Genomic DNA, 20,180 nt, shown 5'->3' with positions numbered 1-20,180 from the left:
TTTTCTGTATAAAAATTGTCCTGCAGCGGTCAGTGATAACTATAAACTCTATTGAATGGGGATGCATACAGGACAATCGATTAAAAAATTGATTATGGAAAATTTTAATGATGGGGCTTGGGCTTGTACAAAATCACTTCATCATCAGCCTGGCCTTCAGGCGTTTCATCTTTGGCAACAGGGTCTTTGAGCAGCTTGTAGTACATGACCGGAACAATGAAGAGCGTAAAGATCATGGAGAAGATCAGCCCGAATGCGAGTACGCTTCCCAACGGAGCCCACATCGGGGATTTGCCGACGATCATAGGCACTACTCCAACGGCAGCCGCTGCTGAAGTCAGGAAAATCGGGCGCATCCTTCTTTTTGCTGCTGCCATAGCCGCCGCTTTGTGGGTGTATCCGTGTTCCCGGATCAGCTCATCCGCATAATCCACCAGGATGATCCCGTTCCTCACCACAATACCGATTAAGCTGATAATTCCCATAAAGCCGGTCATTCCCAATGGATTTCCAGTGATAAACAATCCAAAGAAGGCTCCGAAAAGGCTTAACAGGAACGTACACAGGATGATCAGGGCTTTTCCCAGGCTCTTGAACTGGAACAGCAGGGTCAGAAAGATCAGGATCAGGCTCACGGAAAGTGACAGCATCATTCCTGGTGTGTTTTCCAGCGTGGCTTCCGCATCGCCTCCGTACTGGATGGTGGTTCCCGCAGGTAAAGCAAGCGCGTCAATCTTCGGTTGGGCCTCTTTCAGGATCCTGGACGGTTTAGGGCCAAGCTGGGCTTCTGCAAGCACACTGGTATATTTGATCCCGTTTTTCCTGGAAATTACGCCCGTATGCCATTCCGGCTGTAACGTAGCGACTTCCTTAAGCGGAACTTTACCTCCAAAACGCGACTGAATGTGAAGGTTTTCCAGGGCACTCATATCTTTCCGGCTTACGGAGTCATACCTCACGAATATATCTACCGGCTTATCTGCTTCCCATAAAGTGGAAACGGAATATCCTTTCAGGCCGGCGCCGAGGGTTTGGGTGATGGCCTGCCCGGTAACGCCGAGGCGGTTGGCTTTTACATCATCCACATTCAATTTTACAGCCATGTAATCGTATTCGCTGTTCAGCCGGACATTGTTGGTTCCGGGTGTATTTTCCAGGATCTTTTTTACCTCTAAAGCGATCTTTCTCTGATCAGATTCATTATCGCTGACTACCCGGATGTCAATCGGCGAACCTTCCTGGAAACTGAGCTGCTTAACCTTGACATATCCGTCAGGCAGGAAGTTTTTCAGCTTTACCAGGTATTCTTTAGCCATTTCATTCGTCGCATCATTGCCGACGGTCGTGATGAAAACCTGGGCAAAATATTTTTTGGGGGACTCAGGCGCATAGGTCGTATGGAACCGCGGAGAGCTCATGCCTACAAAACTGGTAATATCCACTACCCTGTTATCTTTCTTAAGGATGTTTTCCAGCTCTTTTACTTTTTCCCCTGTCTTTTCCAGTGAAGTACCGTTAGGCATCCAGATTTCCATATTGAACTGGTTCCTTTCGCTGAGCGGGAAAAATTCCGGGTCTACTTTGGTCGCGATGAAAATGGCGGAGACTACGGACAGCAACCCTATCAGCATGGTTGTTTTAGGCCATTTGAATGCCTGCCCCACGCCGTTATCGAATACGGTCTGAAGATGGTCCAGCATATTTTTCTTTATAGGCCGGTTGGACACCTTATGCTTCAGTCCTTTTTTAATAAAGACATAACAGGTATAAGGGGTCAGGAAAAGCGCCACCAGCATGGAAGTAATCAGGGCAATAGCGACGGTTATCGGCAGCGATACCATAAAGTCCTTGGCGATGCCTTCCATAAACAACGCTAACGGAGCAAAGGCAAAAATAATGGCCATGGTTGCCGTGAAAATCGGCACAAAAAGCTGCTGTGCAGCCTGCCAGGCGGCTGTCCATGGGGTAAGGCCTTCATCCAGTTTTTCGATATAATTATCGACGACCACAATGGCATTGTCCACCACCATTCCGAGAACGATGATCAGTGCAGCCAGAGTTACCTGATGAAGTTCCAGGCCTACAATCTGCATAATTCCGAACGTGATGATAATGGAAATAGGCGCCGCCGCTGAAGCTACACCCGCTACCCTTACAGGCAACAGCAGCATCACAACTAATACCACCGAACCAATAGCCATAGCAAATTCCAGCATAAAATGGCTGATGCTCTCTCCAACGGCTTCGGGTTGGTTTACAATGGTCTTCATATGGATATCGGAAGGGAAATCTTTCTGTATTTCATGAATTTTCTGCTCCACTTCTTTCCCGAATGCCACAATATTGTTTCCGGGCTGCATATCCACTGTAAGGACCATCGCCTTCTCATTCCCTACTTTAACATAGGAGGCAGGTTCTTCAGAACGTCGTTCCGGTTCTGCTACATCTTTCAGTCGGACTACATTGCCCGCAGGCGTGGTATAGACAATCTGCTCACCGATATCGGCCATAGTCCTGTAACGGCTGTTGGTATAAATAGGGATGATGGCATTGGAGCCTCCGGAAATCTCACCGTTATATCCGGTAATATTCTGCTGCTGGATGGCGGCCACCAGCGTACTGACGTCGAACCCGTACTGCTGAAGCTTACGGTCATTGATTTTGATGTAAATCTGCTGCCTCTGACCGCCTGAACGGTTGATCTTTGAAACGGTGGGAATTACCTTCAGCCCGTCTTCCAGTTTATCCACATAATTCTCAATCTCGGCATATGATCTGTCCTTTGAGGATACGGAGATAATCATGGCGGTCACATTCGCAAAGTTACTGTTGATGAACGGGCCTACCACACCTGCCGGAAGCTTCGGGCGAAGGTTGGCATCCATATCGAGCTGAAGGGTATGCCAGAATTTTTTACGGTCTTTGACATCGGCATTCATTTCAACGGTAAAAAATACCTGTCCCTCTTTAACTTCAGCTTTTACTTTTTTCTTTTTGATTTCTTCAAAGGAGAAAAGATATTGTTCTATTTTTTTGGCTACTTCCTCTTCCACCTGATGCTCATCTGCTCCGGGATAAAAGGCGTATACCGCAGCAACCGGCATATCAATCCTCGGGTTTTCGCTTCTCGGCATATTTACCAGTGAGTTGATTCCCATGATCATCAGCAATACAACCAGTACAATCACCACCTGTTTATGCTTCATTGCCGCCTCCAGAAAATGCACTTTTTTATTCGTCATTTCTTTATTCATTTTTGAATTATAACGTAACGGCTTTCCCGTCTTCCAGCTTTGTCTGCCCGGAGATGATGACCTTATCATCCGGGTTCAGTCCGCTTTTGATCACTACATTGCTGGTGCCTGCCATGCTTTCCATTTCCACCCGTTTTTTAAAGGCGGTGGTTTTTCCCTTTTCAGATTTCAGGACATAGACATAACTGGTGCCTGAGGGATCTTTAAGGACTGCCTGGGCAGGGACGGTCAGTGCACTGCGGCTCTTGCCGGTATTGATGCTGATGTCCGCAATCATGCCCGGAAGCATCTGCCCGCCGGAATTGTTCAGCCTGATTTTCACTGTATAGGTTTTGGAATTGTTATCCGCCTGAGGATTGATGATGGTCACGCGTCCGTGGATGGTCTGATTCAGGCTGGGTACCGAAACATCAGCGGCATCCCCGATCTTTAAAGAACTGATCTCATTTTCCGTAATGGAAGCTACTGCATATACCTGATCTGTCTTGACAATGGTAAATGCCGGAACGCCGGGTGCCGCTGTTGCCCCGGCTTCCGTGAGTTTCTGGGAAACAATCCCGGAGAATGAGGCATACAGCCGGGTATCCCGCAGGTTTTTTGCGGCTATTTCGCGGTTGGCTTTGGATTGTGCCAATGCCACCTTCGCTGCAATATAATCGCGTTCCGGCAGGCTGTTTTTAAGATACAGCTGGTTAAGCCTGTTGAAGTTGTCCTGCGCCTGTTCCTGGCCGGCACCTGCCACGGCAAGAGCGTTCTGATAGGTGCTCGTTTCAATAGAGGCCAGCAATTGGCCTTTCGAAACCTTCTGCCCTTCCTGGACGGAAACCGACGTTACCCGCCCTGAAACTCCGAAACCGATGCTTACGCTGTTATCCGCCTCAATGCTTCCGCTGTAGGTTAGTATTTCCGGTCCGGAGGAAAGTTCTGTCTTTTGTACCGAGACCTTTACCGGATCCGTTTTTACAGCCGTTTCCTTTTTGTCTTTGCCTCCGCATGACGCAAGCAGCAGTACGGTTCCTAATAAAAGAATAGAGCTTTTTTTTGTTCTCTTCATAAATCTACCATTTGAAGTTGTAGGGATTTCCCTATGGAGTACTTATTGTTTGTGAGTGCAAATTTGGAATAAGAACAGTCCGGTTCAAAGGTCTGTTTTCGTCTGAAAATGGTCTAAAATGATACAAATGACCTCAAATGCAAATTACGTATCCACTCCTTTCAGTATCTGCCATAGGAATTTTAAAGGAATGATGCAGATGAATAGTAGAAAAGAATACCAACCTGTACATGACGGACGGCTGAAAAACAGCCGGTGGTATGTATTAATGCTGGTAAAATCCCCTGCCTCAGACCATTATTTACTCTGTCTGCGGATGGTTAGTGAGGCGATGTCATAATTTTGTAGAATACTTATATGAATATCCGTATATATGAATCGGCCACATCTTTCGAGGTGACCGATTCCCAAATTAATGAAAAAAAACAATCCTACACTATTGTTTGCTAATGCTATTATTTACACAACAAAATTCGTCAACATCTATATAAAATAAAAGGTTTAAACCCGCTCTTAATTGGTATTTTCCAGCAGTGTTTTGAGCAGATCGTATTTCATGCCGGTTTGAGTGCAGAATGCCATGGAGTGTATCGGGAACTTGTTGAAAAGGATCACTTTTTAGTTTAATACTCACCGGTTCTCGATACATTTTTCTCCGCTTTGCTGCGAAAAATACTCGAACTGACGGTGCCGCAGTGTTAGTCAAGGATTAATTTCTGCATTCGTCAGTTCGAGTGCGAAACGCAGTGCAGCGTATCGAGAACTTATTGAAAATAATGACACTTTTGTTTGTTATTCACCGGTTCTCGATACATTTTTCTCCGCTTGGCTGCGAAAAAAACTCGAACGGACGGTACTGTAGTGTTTGTCAGATATTGATTTCTGTTGTCGTCTATTCTAGCGCTAGACAAAGTGAAGCGTATCGAGAAACTTGTTGAAAAGGATCACTTTTTAGTTTAATACTCACCGGTTCTCGATACATTTTTCTCCGCTTGGCTGCGAAAAAAAGTCGAACGGACGGGGCCGCAATGTTTGTCAGAGATTAATTCCCGCCTTCGTCAGTTCGAGTGCGAAACGCAGTGCAGCGTATCGAGAACTTATTGAAAATAATGACACTTTTGTTTGTTATTCACCGGTTCTCGATACATTTTTCTCCGCTTGGCTGCGAAAAAAACTCGAACGGACGGTACTGTAGTGTTTGTCAGATATTGATTTCTGTTGTCGTCTATTCTAGCGCTAGACAAAGTGAAGCGTATCGAGAAACTTGTTGAAAAGGATCACTTTTTAGTTTAATACTCACCGGTTCTCGATACATTTTTCTCCGCTTGGCTGCGAAAAAAAGTCGAACGGACGGGGCCGCAATGTTTGTCAGAGATTAATTCCCGCCTTCGTCAGTTCGAGTGCGAAACGCAGTGCAGCGTATCGAGAACTTATTGAAAATAATGACACTTTTGTTTGTTATTCACCGGTTCTCGATACATTTTTCTCCGCTTTGCTGCGAAAAAAACTCGAACGGACGGGGCCGCAATGTTTGCCCTCCAAAAAATGTTCATTACCAATTCAGGCAATACGGCAGATCAGGTACGATACAGACCAATTTCAGCACAAAACAGACCTTTGAACCTGAAGATATACTGTTGAAATTTGCCCTGTGAACCAATATTAACGGGTGATGATGCAAACTTTGTCTTTTTCCAGCACAAGCAACCAGGTCAATAGGAAGCAGGCCTGGACACTGATCACGGATCTTAACCACTGGAGCCGTTGGGATTTCAATATCCTGCGTTCTTCCCTGCTGCAAAGGAAACTGGTTCCCGGAGCCCTGTTTTCCGTGAAGCACCGCGATTTTATAGAAACCAGAGCAATGATAACGGAACTGGAACGGTACCGGTCATTTGCATTCAGGATCAGGTTTCTACTGGCCACCATGGACCGGAGATTTATCCTTGAAGAAACGGAAGGAGGACTGAAAGTGACCATATCCACTTCTATAACAGGAATGCTTTCCTGGTTCTGGAGGATGGTAGTCATGCACAAAATCCTGGACGATACTCCTGAAGACCTGTCGCTGATCATGCACCACGCCCAACGTATAAAAATACAATAAATCATACATGAAAAAAACAATCCTATTTAAGCTGAAATTCAAAGAGATTATGGATGCTTTCTGGCTCAGGGAAGATATCCTGGAATTGATTCCGAACTGCAAATGCGAATATATGGACAATGATTTCAGATGCCTGAACGTATCATCTGAAACGCTGTTTTCGGTTAATGAACTCCGACCGGTCTTCGAGCTCTATAAGACTGAATTTTCTATTCTGAATAAGATTCCTGACCAAACGGGACCAACAGGGCTGCCGGTTTTCCATTACAGTCATTGACGATTCAAAAGCTGCCCCCTTGAAAACAGAAGATAAGATCAAAGAGGTTACCAAGCATCTGCTGTTCAGGCAAGGCGTGTTTAAGGTAACCACGCAACAGCTGTCTGAATATGCAGGGATTGAGCGGACTGCCATCCACTATTACTTCCATTCCAGGAAAAACCTGATCGATACGGTTATCAGAGAAGTTATGCAGGAATTCCCTCCGCCTTTGTCCGGTATGGAAGGCCTTGCGTTTGAAACAAAACTGGAACGGTATATTGATTATTATTCGGCAAAATATAAAAAATACCCTTACCTGGATGTTTATCTTATCACTCATCATGATAAGAGTGAATCTGCAGAAAAGATGTTATATCCCTTTGAGGACCTGATTCCTGACATCATGATCTGGATCAGGAAAAACAATACTGAGTATACAGACCCTGCCGATTTCCTGGCCCATCTGATGTCAATGATCAGCGGATACTACATTTCTCTGGATTTCTTCAGAAAAAAGCAGGAGTACCTGACAGCGGAAAAGCAAACCGGGCCGGATGTAAAAAGGTTCCTCGGACTGCTCCTTAACCCGGCAAGAATATGATGATCTTATGAGCATGGAATTTTATCCCATTTTATTTTTTAACTTTATATCCATTTATCCAAAAAACAGCTATGATGAACAGTCCTGTTGCTTTTCATAACATTAACGACCTGCTGAAGACGCTGAATAAAAATACAGATCACAAGCATATTAAAAATGATTTTTTCATTATTGATGAAACCTCAGATTTCTGTACTACACCCTATCCGTATCCCTTCAGAACGGATAATTCTGCCATTATCCTGATTATGGAAGGAAATTCTGAATTACAGATCAATTTCGAAACCCTTGCTCTGAAGCCGAATGATATGCTGATTATTCCGGCCAATGCGACCATTTATCCCAGTGACAATAAAGAAAATGTTAAGATAAGCGGCATTGTATTCAGTGATATTTTCGTCCAGAAAAATATCCGGTATATGAATTACGTCAACGAGATCATATTTTTTTCAGAAAAAAATACTCCGGTCCTGCATCCTACAGACAGAGACCGGGAGACTTTCAAATTTTTAATCCGCCAGATCGATGAAGCGGATGACCGTGATGATTATTATTCAAAAGACCTGATCAATCATTATTTCAATTCGATCGTCCTCGAAATCATGACGATTTACCGCTACACAGAAAAGAAAATGATTGATCCTACGACTTCCCGGAGAAAGGAAATTGTATATCAGTTCCTGGACCTGCTTTCCAAACATTCCAGAAAAGAGCGTACCGTAGAATTCTATGCAGAGCAGCTGTCTGTAACCCCAAGCTACCTGACCCGGGTGATCAAGGAAGCATCGGGTGATTCTACACGTGAGATCATTACCAATTCTGTGATTATGGAAGCCAGGGACCTGCTGCTCAATTCAAGCCTTTCGGTTGCCCAGATCTCGGAAGAACTGAATTTCAGTGACCAGTCTTTTTTCGGGAAATTCTTCAAGAAAAAAATGAAGATCTCCCCAAAAACTTTTCGTGTCAGAAATAAATAACCAATGGCCTTCGAAATATCACCCCATCACCCTATCAAACCCAAAATCTGTAGTTTATACCAATCATTAAATCTTTAAATCTTTAAATTTTTAAATCCTTAACTTTCAACTCTTTAAATTCTTAAATCTCCCACTCCCCATCAAAGATCAAAAAAAATTAACAGCTGAAAACTGCTCCATTCTCCATAATCTGCCCATTTTTTGTAATTTAGACTAAAGCAATACCGGTAACACCCTTTATCTAAAGCAGATTATGAAAAACTTAACGACATTTCTCTATAACCTGTACGGTTCTGAAAATAATGCCATTAAACTGTGTGCCTATCTGTATGGGCTGTATGCCGTGTTCCTTCTTATAGAATGCATTGATTTCCTGGCCATGCTCCACACTCCGGATCCGGGAACCCATCCTACCTATGATATCGTGCATGTGGCTTTTTTTATGGTTGAACTGATCGTTTTTACAGCACTCACGCTTGGATTGGTGATGCTTTTGAATACGGAAAATAAAAAGCCTGCAACAGTCATTAGCCTGATAACACTCATGACTGCCGGACGGGCTTTCCTGGATTACTACCTGTACTGGTACAGCGAACCGGAGGTTCACTTCGTACCGTATATTTACAAGACTTCCAATGATTTCAGCGATTTCGTCCGGGCAGTATTCCTTCCGGCACAGCTCATTGCCGGACTTTTCTGCATATGGCTCTGGACCGGATATTCAAAACGGAAGAAGGCTGAAAACGGAATCTTAAACACGCGCTGAAACCATTATACGCAGAGGCGAAATTTTACATCATGTTCATATATTTTCAAAAACGGGAAATCCGTATATTTGTCCCTTTCATAATGACTTCAAACCAATAACCTTCGTATGCCAGACGATTCCTTGCACAAGCTGATCCCTATGACCGATTTCGTCATTGAATATTATGCCAATGAAGGCTATGCCGATCTTCAGACCCTGAACCTGATGAATAATTATGCGGTATTCCTTAAAAAACCTTTGCTGCTCGGCATGTTTGTTCCGGTAGATACCGAGGGCAACATCCTGAAAGAACCGAAGAATTATTCTGCATGGAAAACCCTTGAACATAATAAAGCACCTTCCGGTACGGAACCTGAGACTTCCGCATTCCGGGAATACAGGATCTACCGGGAAGCAGAACGCCGGTGCTTTTTTCATGGCTTTACCATTGCATACAATGGTTATTCCGTGGTCAGGATTACGGCCTCGTATGACGAGTCTATTGAGCTGTCATTCAATAAATCGGATATGCTATCCCAAACATTCAGGGATGTGGAATCGCTGCTCTATTTCGACAGAATTTACCTGAATTCAGCAGCCATTAAGCAGCTGGGGCTTTCAGACAGTGAATCGTGAAAAAAGTTTAATCTGATCCTTTGAGGAACCCATATAAAAATCCGGAATAATAGCCTTATTCCGGATTCTTTATATTGATAAAACAATTGTCCTTATGGTAATAATGGAGCCGGTGCAGAACCCGTTCCTGCCGTATTCGCGCCCATATCTACCGTAATGGTATTATTGACAGTGGTAAGCATATCTCTCCTGTACACACTTACACTGAGCCTTATTTCAGGATTCTGATCAAATACACGGCCGTTATTGGGCATGAATTCGATACGCCAAGTATTGTTCTGTACAAATGCGCGGCATGAGTACTGCGGAATATACTGATTGGTATTTCCCGGTTGTGTCAGGTTAATATTGGAGTTGTTGTTAACACCACGGATGATGAATCCACCGATTACCATATAATAATCAGTAGCAGAAACGCCGGTATCAAAATTGGAAAGCCCCTGTGTATTGATATTGCTGATAAAGTACACGGTACTGTTGATCGCACTGTACTTTGATGTAGCAGGCACATATCTTTTCAGGACTTTATCGCTGTTATCCCTTACCAGAAGGTAAGAGTCGGCAGAATTACCGGTATGATTCCCGGGATTCTCAAAATAAAGGTCACCGCTCAGCTTCATATTCCCATTTACTTCAAGCGTGTGCGTAGGAGTACTGGTTCCTATGCCTACCCCGTTGGTCTGCGCCTTGCCGGTGAATGCAGCAAAGATCAATGCAGTTAAAGTTATAATATTTTTCATGTGTTTAAATCATTAAATTCCACTAGGTGCAGCCGGTGCACTCCCACTATTGTTCCCTCCGAGGTCATAGGTAACCGTACCCAGGTTTTTGTAAAATCTTTTTGAATACATTACCACATCAAAATTATAGGTGTACCTGTCGGTAGTATTCTGCGTATTCAGTGTTGGATAAGATATGTTGATGTGCCATGATCCTCCGGATTCAAAAATATTGAATACAAAATGCCCTTTATTAACAGGATTAGCCGAAGTATCTGTATAAATACCATTGTTGCCGTTGCTTGGGATAGCCTCAAAATTAGCGACCGTAATAAAGAAATTATCAGTAGAGATATTCAGGTTAAGATCCGTGAGATCATCCCTGTAGATATTGGTTACGGAATACGGCTGTATGACCAGTGGGGTGTACAGGTTTTCTACTGCAAGAACCTTCCCGTTCACCACGCTGGATTGCGGATCTGTCCCCAGAATGGTAAAGCCTGAGGAATTATTTACATAATCTACGGGATCCAAGTAAACCGAGGATTTCACTGCTGTACTTCCTGCTACCTCAAGTTTCTGTGAAGGCGTGGTAGTTCCAATACCTATTTGTGCCTGCATCTGGGATCCAAGTCCCAGAATTGCCATTAAAAGAATATTTTTCATGATTGTATTATTGAAGGATTGGAGAAGAATCAGTTCCTGTTGAAGTACCGTTCAGGTTGAAAGGTCCCTTTTCAGGATATATTTTAACATAGGTTTTAGGATAGACTGCGCAAACAATTGTCCATGTGCCATTACTGTTGGAAGCAAGCTGTGAGTAATCGGCATAGATAATCCATTCATTGTTTACACTTTTAACCCCGTAAGAAGGAATAGCCGTAACGGTTCCTACTACGTCCCTGTCAAAATAAGCAGACAAAACCATTAATGAATAATCCGTTGAATTGATTTTGGTGTTGAAACTCTCCACCCAGTCCAGATTGGCGTTGGTCAGTTTATACGTAATAATGCTGGCGATGCCGGGAGCATTTCCCTGGCTGGGGTCTACTTTTCTCACACTGTTATCAATAGTGCTCTGGCTTAATAACAGATAACGGTTTTTCTCAGTGGAACTTATGTTAGAAATGTTTCCTGAAATAATTTCCTGAGATTTATACGTTCCGTTAACATCAAGCTTTACTCTTGGGGTGGTTGTATTGATGCCAACATTCCCTACTTGGGCATTGGCAATGCTGCATAGAAGAAATGCCGCAATACGGTAAATTCTCATTTCCATATTTGGTTTTTAGATTAGAACAAACGGGTTAATAAATTCGGTGCAAAGGTAATTATTTTTCGCAGACACGCAAAAAATAATGTAAGAATTAACTATAAATTCATGAAAAAATACAAATATTTATAACCTTCAAATAAAAATGTAGAATTTTTTCTACATTTTAGGTAGTAAAATTACGATATCTGCAAAATGACACGGGTGTTTTTGTGGTAGGTAAATGAGTACTTTACTGATTCAGAAGGTTTTTAATGGTTTCCAGTACCCCAAAATTATCATTGGAACACGCTTCGAAGCTTGCCGCTTCTTTAACTGAAGGGTGTGCATTCTTCATCGCGTAAGAATATTGTGCGTTTTTCAGCATCTCAATATCATTCATATAATCTCCGAAAGCCATGGTCTGCTCAGGAGAAATATTGAGGGCCTGCTGCAGCTTCTCCAACGCATTTCCCTTATTGATGTCCTTGTTCATGATATCCAGCCAGTGTTTTCCGGAAATAACGATTTCAAGGTCATACTGCTCGAACTTTTTCACATGAGGGTACAGGTGCTCTTCTGCACCATCCGGATGGTAAACCGCAATTTTGAACGCACTGTCATTGACCTCTTCCGTAAGGTCATCCTTTTTCTGGTTCTTCGTATAGTATTTTGAAAAGAAGTCTACAAATTCCTTGTCATCCGTTTCATAGTAAGCCGTCTTTTTTGCAGACAGAACTGCTTTAGCCCCTGGAATTTCACGAACAGTCTTGATGATATCCACAATATGCTTATGCTCCAGCCGGTCGGCAAACAGCTCTTCATTCTTATAAATGACATAGCCACCGTTTTCTGCAATGAATCCTATTTCATTTTCGATATCGCCGAAGTATTGGGTAATGCCCGGCATCTGCCTTCCACTTGCAGGGACAAATAAAATATTCTTCTTTTTCAGTTCGCTGTAGATGGCAGGGAATTCGGGACTGATTTCATAATTGGAATTCAGGAAGGTCCCGTCCATATCGGTTACTATAAGTCTGATGTCTTTCATAAATGATTTCTTGGTTGTTCCCGTTTGCGGGACGGTTTACAGGGATCCTAAAACCTTGCCAAATCCCGGTCCCTATCGATCTTTGTCCTTATAATGTATGGCAGGAAGGCTTTTCAGGACAGCTGCACTCTGCTCCGGTGTAAGGTCACGTTGCGGCTCTGCCAGCATTTCATATCCCACCATAAATTTTTTGATTTCTGCACTCCTTAACAGGGGCGGGTAAAAATGCATATGGAAATGCCATTCCGGGTGATCTTTCCCGTCTGTAGGGGCCTGATGGATTCCTGCCGAATACGGAAATGAAGTCTGGAATATATTATCGTATTTCACTGTAAGCCCCTTCAGGATTTCTGCCATTGCTGTTTTTTCAGGTTCGGAAAACTGGCTGATATCAGAAATTTTCCGCCTGCTGACCACCATGGTTTCATAAGGCCAGGATGCCCAGAACGGAACCAATGCCACAAAATGTTCATTAGTGAGAATTACCCGTTCACCGGTTTTAAGTTCTTGTTCAATATAATCTTCCAGCAGGGATTTTCCATGGGTATCCAAATACTTTTTAAGGTTGTTCTGGGTCCTCTGGACCAGCGTCGGAATTGATGACTGTGCCCAGATCTGTCCGTGCGGATGCGGATTGCTGCACCCCATGATCCGGCCTTTGTTCTCAAAGATCTGGACGTGGTTGATGAAATCCATCGTACCCAGCTCCCTGTACTGCTGCTGCCACATTTCCACTACGTTACGGATATCGCTCACCTCCATTTCAGGGAGCGTAAGGCTGTGATCATCCGAAAAACAGATCACCCTGTTGATTCCTCTTTCCGGCTTCATGGCAAAAAAGTCAGCTGTCTGGTCAGGCTGCCCGACCTCTTCTTTCATCAATGATCCGAAATCATTATCAAAGGTATAAACACCTTTGTAATCAGGGTTTTTTTCGCCACTGATCCTCAGATTGCCGGGACAAAGGTAACAGCCCGGATCATAGGAAGGCTGCTGATCATGGCCGGAATCTTCAGTCTGTCCCTGCCACGGCCTGTCGGAACGCTGCGGCGAAACAAGGACCCACTCATCCAGAAGCGGATTGTAGCGCCTGTGCGGATTTTTCTTAGGATTGAATGTGTTCATCACTTGTATATTCTTGGATTCCGTCTGAAATTTTAACGGAGTATATCTTCATCTGAATATTAAACCGGTCCTGATACTTTTTGCTGATTTTACCGGTAATATCTTCCACGCTGTCTTCCCTGATAAGGTTGATGCTGCAGCCACCAAAACCTCCTCCCATCATCCTTGCGCCTAATACTCCTTTTTCCTTCTGGGTTTCTTCAACGAGGAAATCAATTTCTTCACAGCTGACTTCAAATTCACGGGAAAGTCCGTTATGGGTTTCGTTCATCAGCCTGCCGAGCTCTTCAGGACGGCTTTCAGAAAGCGCCTGAACGGCCTGTTCTACCCTTCTGATTTCCTTTAAAAGATAACGGCACCGGATATACGGTACAGCTCCCATGTCTTCCCTGCATTCCTCCAGCATTGCCAAAGTAAAATCCCTGAACTTCTGTACCTGCGGAAATTTTTTATGCAATACTTCTTTTCCTTTGTCTACATCTCTTCTGCGGTCATTATATCCCGAAGTCAGGTGGGTATGCTTGACACAGCTGTCGAACAGCACCCAGGCATACCCTTCCAGCTTTGCATCGTAATAGTGGTGATCCAGAGAATTGCAGTCCAGCATGATGACTTTATTTTCTTTACCGAATACCGATGCAAACTGATCCATGATCCCGCAGTTTACCCCGACAAAAGTATGCTCGGATTTCTGACCGATCAAGGCCATTTCACTTTTTGAAAGCCTGAGATCAAATAAGGTATTCAGGATGTAGGCAAACCCACATTCCAGCGCAGCAGATGAGGACAGCCCGGAACCCATTGGGATGGTGCTGCTGAAAGCAATCCGAAGTCCTCCGGTATCCCTACCGCTCTCCTGAATGGCATTGAAAACACCCAGCAGGTAATTTGCCCACTGTTTTTCAACCGGCACCTGCTTTTCTTTGGTATTAAAGCTGAAAAACTGATCAAGGTCTGCAGCAAAAAATGTACAGATATCTGAGTCATTTTCTTTTTTAACCGCAAAACAGATGTATTTATCGATGGCAGCCGGAAGGACGAAACCATCGTTATAATCCACATGTTCACCGATGATATTAACTCTGCCGGGAGCCAGAAACAGATGCTCCGGTTCTGTATGAAATGCTTTCCGGAACGCTGCTTTGGTATTCTCAATTAACTTTCTCTGCATACACTGATGTGTTTAAATCTTTTCATTTTTAAGTGTTAAAAATACAGCTAAATTCCGGGATTTACACTATGGTACCGTTCAATTGAAAGCTTTATAATCCATCATTGCCGATCGTATACGGTAAAGCAAAATTTTTACAGTTTCAGCAGTCACTTTGAATCAGCAGCCCAGTGAATGTACAGGTAAACACATCAGTGCGTTACATGTAAAACAACTACAGATCATTTATTCAATGAAGTAATTGAACTCTTTCCTGTATTGTGACGGACTTTTCTTTACATATTCTTTAAACGTCTTGTTAAAGTAGCTGAAGTTATTGAACCCGCTTTCAAAACAGACTTCTGTGATGCTTAACGGCTGTTCCGCCAGCAGCTTTAGAGAATGGGTGATCCTGTATTCATTGACAAACTGGGTAAAAGTCTTATTGGTGATCTTCTTAAAATACCGGCAGAAAGAAGGCACTTTCATATTGGCAAGATCGGCGATTTCCTCCAGGGTCATCTGTTCCCTGAAATGGTCTTTTACATAATTGAAAATCACATTGATCCTGTCATTGTCCTCCACCTGCGTCTGAAGGTAGTATTTACCTGCGTTCAGGATCCGGAAGTCCTGGGTAAGGGCTAACTCATCAAGGATTCCCAGGAACCTGATCAGCCTGTCCAGGGATGAGGATTCATGCATGTCAAGAATTTTTTCCCCAATTTCCTTCTTTATATGGTCGCCGAATACAATTCCCGCTTTTGATTTTTCCAGCAGGCTGACAATACGCTGCATTTCCGGGGTTTCCCAGATGGCCTCTCCTAAAAAATCCGGTTTGAACTGGATAACCATTTCATATTCATTGTTGGTATTCTCATTGGTAAGCCCGCAATGCGGCAGATTGCTGCCGATGAGCACCAGGTCTCCATCAGAGAAATAGGAAATATTGCTCCCGATCTGTCTTTTTCCAGAACCTTTGCAGACGTAAATCAGTTCTACTTCCGGATGGTAATGCCATACATGCGATTTGATGTTTTCATTGGTCAGGAATTTCAGGCTGGTAAAGCTGCTTCCGATATTGGGTTTTATGGCTTCAAATGAAGGATGTGAATGTTTCATAACCTCTACAATTATGGTATATTGATCAAATAATGCACAAAATTAACAATTAATATTTAATTAACACACAATATAGGTTAATATAAAGCATATATGTGAAAATTGTATGGTAGGCTACCTTATTTTACCGCTGTACATTTGTACCATATTAACCGATATAAAAAATATAATCATGAATGCAGTTTTAAAATCCGGTTTTCTTCTTGCTTTTTCTTTGATGTCAGCAGGATTAATGAGTAAAGACAGAGATTTTTCCCTGTCGGTAAAAAAGGCAGAAGCCAAGACGCTGCACTTTGAAGTATCGAATGCAAAAAACCTTTCCCTGTTCATTTATAATGATTCCGAAGGGGAACTGTATGCTGAGAACCTCAGTGATGAAGGCCAGGTTGCCAAATCATATGATCTCCAGGCTTTGGCTCCGGGAACTTATTACCTGGTTGCTGAATCTGAATCCAAGGTTGAAAAATATAAATTTACCATCAGTAAAGCGAATATTATTGATATGGATAAGACACCGGTAAGCAGTATTACCAAACCGGAATTTACCGTTTCCGGACATATGGTGAAGCTGCATATGGATGGACCGAAGTATCCTGTTAACGTTTCGGTTTCCGATTCATCCAACAACATCCATTATAGCGGAAGCAAAGTTGCTGAAGACGGATCGGTGGACTTAACCTTCGACCTGAATCCGCAGATTGCCGAATCCTATACCATCCGGGTGGAGGAAAACGGCAATGTATTCAATAAGATCATTTCATTCAGATAGTCCATAACTATTATTATATACATTCGTTCTTGATACAACAGGACAAAATTTTACGTACAGTCAAGTTTTGAGGCAACTCTTCTTTTAATCACGGAGAAAGAGTTGCCTCATTTTTTTATTAATTATGGTGTCCCATATTCAGCTTGATCTTCTTCAGGTCTTCCAGCTCGTTCACCGGACGTTCGATGTCATATGGAATCGGTCTTTTAGAAAACGTCTGGAAATACAGCAGGCAGGCATCTTTCCACCAAACCGCATCTTTAGCCTGGATTTTCAGTTTGGACTGAACCTCGGAGAAACGCTGCTCATCAATATAAGGCTGCATCCGGTCCCAGGTTTTCTGGTATTCCCTTACCTGATGAACGCCTGAATCGTATTTGTAGCACAACTCGTCCCACAGGGTTTTGCCGTCTTTCATTTTATAATCCCACGGTACATGATGGAACCACAGGATCAGGTTTTCCGGGCAGGTTTCGATGTTTCCGTACATTTCATTCAACGGCGGGAAATACTGCGAAACGGCATTGCTTCCGGTTTTGGTGCGGTCGAAGCCGATTCCGTTGGCGTCCGCGCGGTGGTAATACACCGGCGACCAATCCGGTCTTCCGCCTTTGTAATCGCCCCATGGTTCCGGGCCGTAGTGGTGGTTTCCGGCAAAGATGTGGTGAAGTCCCAGAGGCATCATATAATCCACCACCGTTTCGCGGGAAGTCAGCATGATCTGTTTTACCGGATTGACAAACTCCGGCTTGTCGGTAAACGTCATTTTAATCCATTCGTCGGCAATCTGCTCTGAAGTCAGTTCATGATTCCAGGCCAGCCTTCCGAAGGCATACCAGTTGGATTGGGCAAACTGATGACCGGTCCAGTTAGTGTCTTCTCCGATATTGGCCACCGCTGAAATAGCGGTGATTTTTCCGGGTCTTAAAGTACCGTCGGTAATTTTGGCGATGGTCGATCCTTCTCCGTCGGAATAGGTGTCGCTTTCCAGGGTTTCTTTAAACAACGGAGCCAGGTAAGCCAGATGATTGGCCTGCCCCAGGTACTCCTGGGTAATCTGGAATTCCACCATCTCCGGCGTTTTTTTCAAAGCTCCGAATAAAGGATTGAAAGCTTCTCTCGGCTGGAAATCTACCGGACCGTTCTTGATCTGGATGATCACATTGTCCCTGAATTTTCCATCCAGCGGAACAAATTCCAGGTAGGCCTGTTTGGCGCGGTCTTCTTTGCTCGGACTATACACAAACGCTCTCCACATGACGATTCCGCCGTAAGGTTTCAGGACATCGGCCATCATATTGGCGCCATCGGCGTGGGTTCTTCCGTAATCCTGCGGTCCCGGCTGTCCTTCGGAATTGGCTTTCACCAGGAATCCGCCGAAGTCGGGAATCATTTTATAAATTTCGGCAGCCTTTTCTTTCCACCATTTCTGAACGTCTTTATTCAACGGATCCGAATTCTCTGTTCCGCCCAATACTTTCGGGGAAGAGAAATTTACCGACAAATACACTTTAATCCCGTAAGGCCTGAAAATATCCGCCAGTACCTTTACTTTTTTCAGGTAATCTTCGCGGAGCATATTCGGAGAAGCGTTCACGTTATTCAGTACCGTGGCGTTGATTCCGATGGAAGCATTTGCTCTTGCGTATTCTTCATATCTCGGCGAAACGGTGTTGGGCAGGTCTTCCCACTTCCATAACGAGTGCCCTGCATACCCACGTTCGATGCTTCCGTCCAGGTTGTCCCAGTGGTTCAGGATCCGTACATCATAAGACGGCTTTTCGGTAATATTCAGGTTGTTGAGGTTCGAGTTGGTCTGCTGCAGCCTGAGCATGTGGTACACCCCGTACAGCAATCCTGATTCCCTCGGTGCTGAAACAATAATTTTTTCAGGCGAGGAGGTTATCCGGTAACCGTCTTTCAGGTTTTTCAATGACTTTTCCAGCCTGAGTTCCACCGTTTGTCCCTGCCAGTGACCGGCCAGTTCTTTTCGGGCAATGTTCAACATCGGGCTGTTACCTTTAGCCATGATCTTTTCAGAGGATATTCCGTTTTTTGAAGGAAACCGGAGCCAGAGCTGACTTCCGTCTTCCGCGAAAATCATCATCGGAACCATCAGGAATAAGATAAGATAAGTTCGGAAATGCTGCATCGGATTTTTAATTTTGATTTGAATTTGAATTTGAATTTGAAAAGAGTTTCCAACTATTAGGTTTTTCCTATGTTTGATGTCAACTATTTGATTTTTCCCATAGGTTTCACCCATGGCTATTGTTGTTGAACCCTTTGGGTTCTGCTGGAAACAAACTTTGTCAAAGCTCTGAACTTTGACAAAGTTGATCGCCGGAAAACCCGGAAGGCTGATCTTAGGTTTACTGATTTTCTTCCAGCCCTTCGATGGTTTTTATTTTGCCGTCGTTATCGTATTCGATTTCCACGACTTTCATGCTTCTCAGCCACGTTCTGCCGCCGCTTGGAACGGAATCGTGAAAGAACAGGTACCATTTCCCTTCAAATTCCACGATGCTGTGGTGGGTGGTCCAGCCGACAACCGGGGTCAGGATTTCGCCCTGGAAGATAAACGGTCCATACGGATTATCACCGGTCGCATAGCAGATCAGATGCGTATCGCCCGTTGAATAAGAGAAGTAATACTTCCCGTTGTATTTGTGCATCCAGGAAGCTTCGAAAAAGCGGTGCTTGTCGCCATGCAATAAAGGATTTCCGTTTTCATCAAGAATCAGAAGGTCTTTTGGTTCTTCACCGAATTCCAGCATATCATCGCTCAGCTTTACTACTTTTGACGGGATCGCCGGTTCGTTATCATTCGGAATAACGGCACATTCCAAAGCCTTGTTGTTTCGGTATCTTTGCAATTGTCCGCCCCAGATGCCTCCGAAATACATATAATGTTTCCCCTCATCTTCAAACAGGCAAGGATCGATGCTGTAGCTTCCCATCATGGGATGCTTTTCCGGAACAAACGGCCCGTAAGGCTTATCGCTCACCGCTACCCCGATTCTGAAAATGTCGTTTTTGTCCTTTAAAGGGAAATACATATAATATTTTCCGTCCTTAAATGCTACATCACAATCCCACAACTGTCTCCCCGACCATGGAACATCCTTTACCGAAAGAACAACCCCGTGATCCGTGATATCTCCGTTTTCCACATTATCAAGGGAGAAAACATGGTAATCATTCATATCGAAATGGTCGCCGTTATCGTTTTCTTCAATTCCGCTTTCACGGTCGTGGGACGGATAAATATAGAGTTTGCCTTCAAAAACGTGCACGGAAGGATCGGCCATATAGTCTTTTGGGAAAAGGTATTTTGCTTTGTTCATTTTTTATAGTTT

The 20,180-nt window shown here is 43.8% G+C and carries 18 protein-coding genes; 7 read left to right on the top strand and 11 right to left on the bottom strand.

Annotation, left to right across the window (positions count from 1 at the left end):
• Positions 1-104: 104 nt before the first annotated feature.
• Together CGB83_RS01360 and CGB83_RS01355 are read right to left on the bottom strand one after the other, a co-directional pair.
• Positions 105-3,242: an efflux RND transporter permease subunit gene (locus tag CGB83_RS01360; protein WP_172954670.1), complete on the bottom strand. Its 3,138-nt coding sequence runs from the start codon at positions 3,240-3,242 to the stop codon at positions 105-107.
• Between the two features lie 19 nt (positions 3,243-3,261).
• The gene (locus CGB83_RS01355; RefSeq protein ID WP_100074156.1) at positions 3,262-4,308 is read right to left on the bottom strand and encodes an efflux RND transporter periplasmic adaptor subunit; all 1,047 of its coding nucleotides are present in this window, start codon (positions 4,306-4,308) and stop codon (positions 3,262-3,264) included.
• Positions 4,309-5,980: 1,672 nt separating this feature from the next.
• On the opposite strand from CGB83_RS01355, the gene CGB83_RS01345 reads away from it, so the two are divergent.
• The 6 genes from CGB83_RS01345 to CGB83_RS01320 all read left to right on the top strand — a co-directional run bounded on the left by CGB83_RS01345 (position 5,981) and on the right by CGB83_RS01320 (position 9,636).
• Complete coding sequence (locus tag CGB83_RS01345) at positions 5,981-6,415, top strand: SRPBCC family protein (RefSeq protein ID WP_100074154.1); 435 nt, start codon at positions 5,981-5,983, stop codon at positions 6,413-6,415.
• Between the two features lie 7 nt (positions 6,416-6,422).
• Complete coding sequence (locus CGB83_RS01340; RefSeq protein ID WP_100074153.1) at positions 6,423-6,692, top strand: hypothetical protein; 270 nt, start codon at positions 6,423-6,425, stop codon at positions 6,690-6,692.
• Between the two features lie 19 nt (positions 6,693-6,711).
• Positions 6,712-7,275: a TetR/AcrR family transcriptional regulator gene (locus CGB83_RS01335; protein WP_157761264.1), complete on the top strand. Its 564-nt coding sequence runs from the start codon at positions 6,712-6,714 to the stop codon at positions 7,273-7,275.
• A gap of 71 nt (positions 7,276-7,346) precedes the next feature.
• On the top strand, positions 7,347-8,252 hold the full coding sequence (locus tag CGB83_RS01330; protein ID WP_100074151.1) for an AraC family transcriptional regulator: 906 nt from the start codon (positions 7,347-7,349) through the stop codon (positions 8,250-8,252).
• 253 nt (positions 8,253-8,505) lie between these two features.
• Complete coding sequence (locus CGB83_RS01325) at positions 8,506-9,018, top strand: hypothetical protein (protein ID WP_100074150.1); 513 nt, start codon at positions 8,506-8,508, stop codon at positions 9,016-9,018.
• A 108-nt stretch (positions 9,019-9,126) separates the two neighbouring features.
• Positions 9,127-9,636, top strand: coding sequence for a hypothetical protein (locus CGB83_RS01320; RefSeq protein WP_157761263.1), 510 nt, complete (start codon positions 9,127-9,129; stop codon positions 9,634-9,636).
• Between the two features lie 92 nt (positions 9,637-9,728).
• Here CGB83_RS01320 and CGB83_RS01315 read toward each other — a convergent pair whose 3' ends face one another.
• From CGB83_RS01315 to CGB83_RS01285, 7 genes are all read right to left on the bottom strand, one after another.
• The gene (locus CGB83_RS01315) at positions 9,729-10,376 is read right to left on the bottom strand and encodes a hypothetical protein (protein ID WP_100074148.1); all 648 of its coding nucleotides are present in this window, start codon (positions 10,374-10,376) and stop codon (positions 9,729-9,731) included.
• A 12-nt stretch (positions 10,377-10,388) separates the two neighbouring features.
• Positions 10,389-11,021: a hypothetical protein gene (locus tag CGB83_RS01310; RefSeq protein ID WP_100074147.1), complete on the bottom strand. Its 633-nt coding sequence runs from the start codon at positions 11,019-11,021 to the stop codon at positions 10,389-10,391.
• 7 nt (positions 11,022-11,028) lie between these two features.
• Entirely contained in the window at positions 11,029-11,634 is a 606-nt protein-coding gene (locus tag CGB83_RS01305; protein ID WP_100074146.1) for a hypothetical protein, read from the bottom strand.
• A gap of 226 nt (positions 11,635-11,860) precedes the next feature.
• Complete coding sequence (locus tag CGB83_RS01300; protein WP_100074145.1) at positions 11,861-12,658, bottom strand: HAD family hydrolase; 798 nt, start codon at positions 12,656-12,658, stop codon at positions 11,861-11,863.
• A gap of 72 nt (positions 12,659-12,730) precedes the next feature.
• Entirely contained in the window at positions 12,731-13,783 is a 1,053-nt protein-coding gene (locus CGB83_RS01295; RefSeq protein ID WP_100074144.1) for a UDP-glucose--hexose-1-phosphate uridylyltransferase, read from the bottom strand.
• A complete protein-coding gene (gene galK, locus CGB83_RS01290) occupies positions 13,764-14,954 on the bottom strand; it encodes a galactokinase (protein ID WP_100074143.1) in 1,191 nt (396 codons plus the stop codon). Before galK ends, CGB83_RS01295 begins: the two co-directional genes overlap by 20 nt.
• A gap of 225 nt (positions 14,955-15,179) precedes the next feature.
• Entirely contained in the window at positions 15,180-16,052 is an 873-nt protein-coding gene (locus CGB83_RS01285; RefSeq protein WP_100074142.1) for an AraC family transcriptional regulator, read from the bottom strand.
• A gap of 172 nt (positions 16,053-16,224) precedes the next feature.
• Between CGB83_RS01285 and CGB83_RS01280 the strand changes: the two genes are divergently transcribed.
• Entirely contained in the window at positions 16,225-16,821 is a 597-nt protein-coding gene (locus tag CGB83_RS01280) for a hypothetical protein (RefSeq protein ID WP_100074141.1), read from the top strand.
• A 118-nt stretch (positions 16,822-16,939) separates the two neighbouring features.
• On the opposite strand, the gene CGB83_RS01275 is transcribed toward CGB83_RS01280, so the two are convergent.
• A complete protein-coding gene (locus CGB83_RS01275) occupies positions 16,940-18,973 on the bottom strand; it encodes an alpha-glucuronidase (protein WP_100074140.1) in 2,034 nt (677 codons plus the stop codon).
• 220 nt (positions 18,974-19,193) lie between these two features.
• On the bottom strand, positions 19,194-20,168 hold the full coding sequence (locus CGB83_RS01270; RefSeq protein WP_100074139.1) for a glycoside hydrolase family 43 protein: 975 nt from the start codon (positions 20,166-20,168) through the stop codon (positions 19,194-19,196).
• Positions 20,169-20,180 lie beyond the last annotated feature (12 nt).

Source organism: Chryseobacterium camelliae (assembly GCF_002770595.1).
GTDB classification, from domain to species: Bacteria; Bacteroidota; Bacteroidia; order Flavobacteriales; family Weeksellaceae; genus Chryseobacterium; species Chryseobacterium camelliae.
Note: the sequence above shows the minus strand (reverse complement) of the source record. Positions and strands in the feature narration are given on the sequence as shown.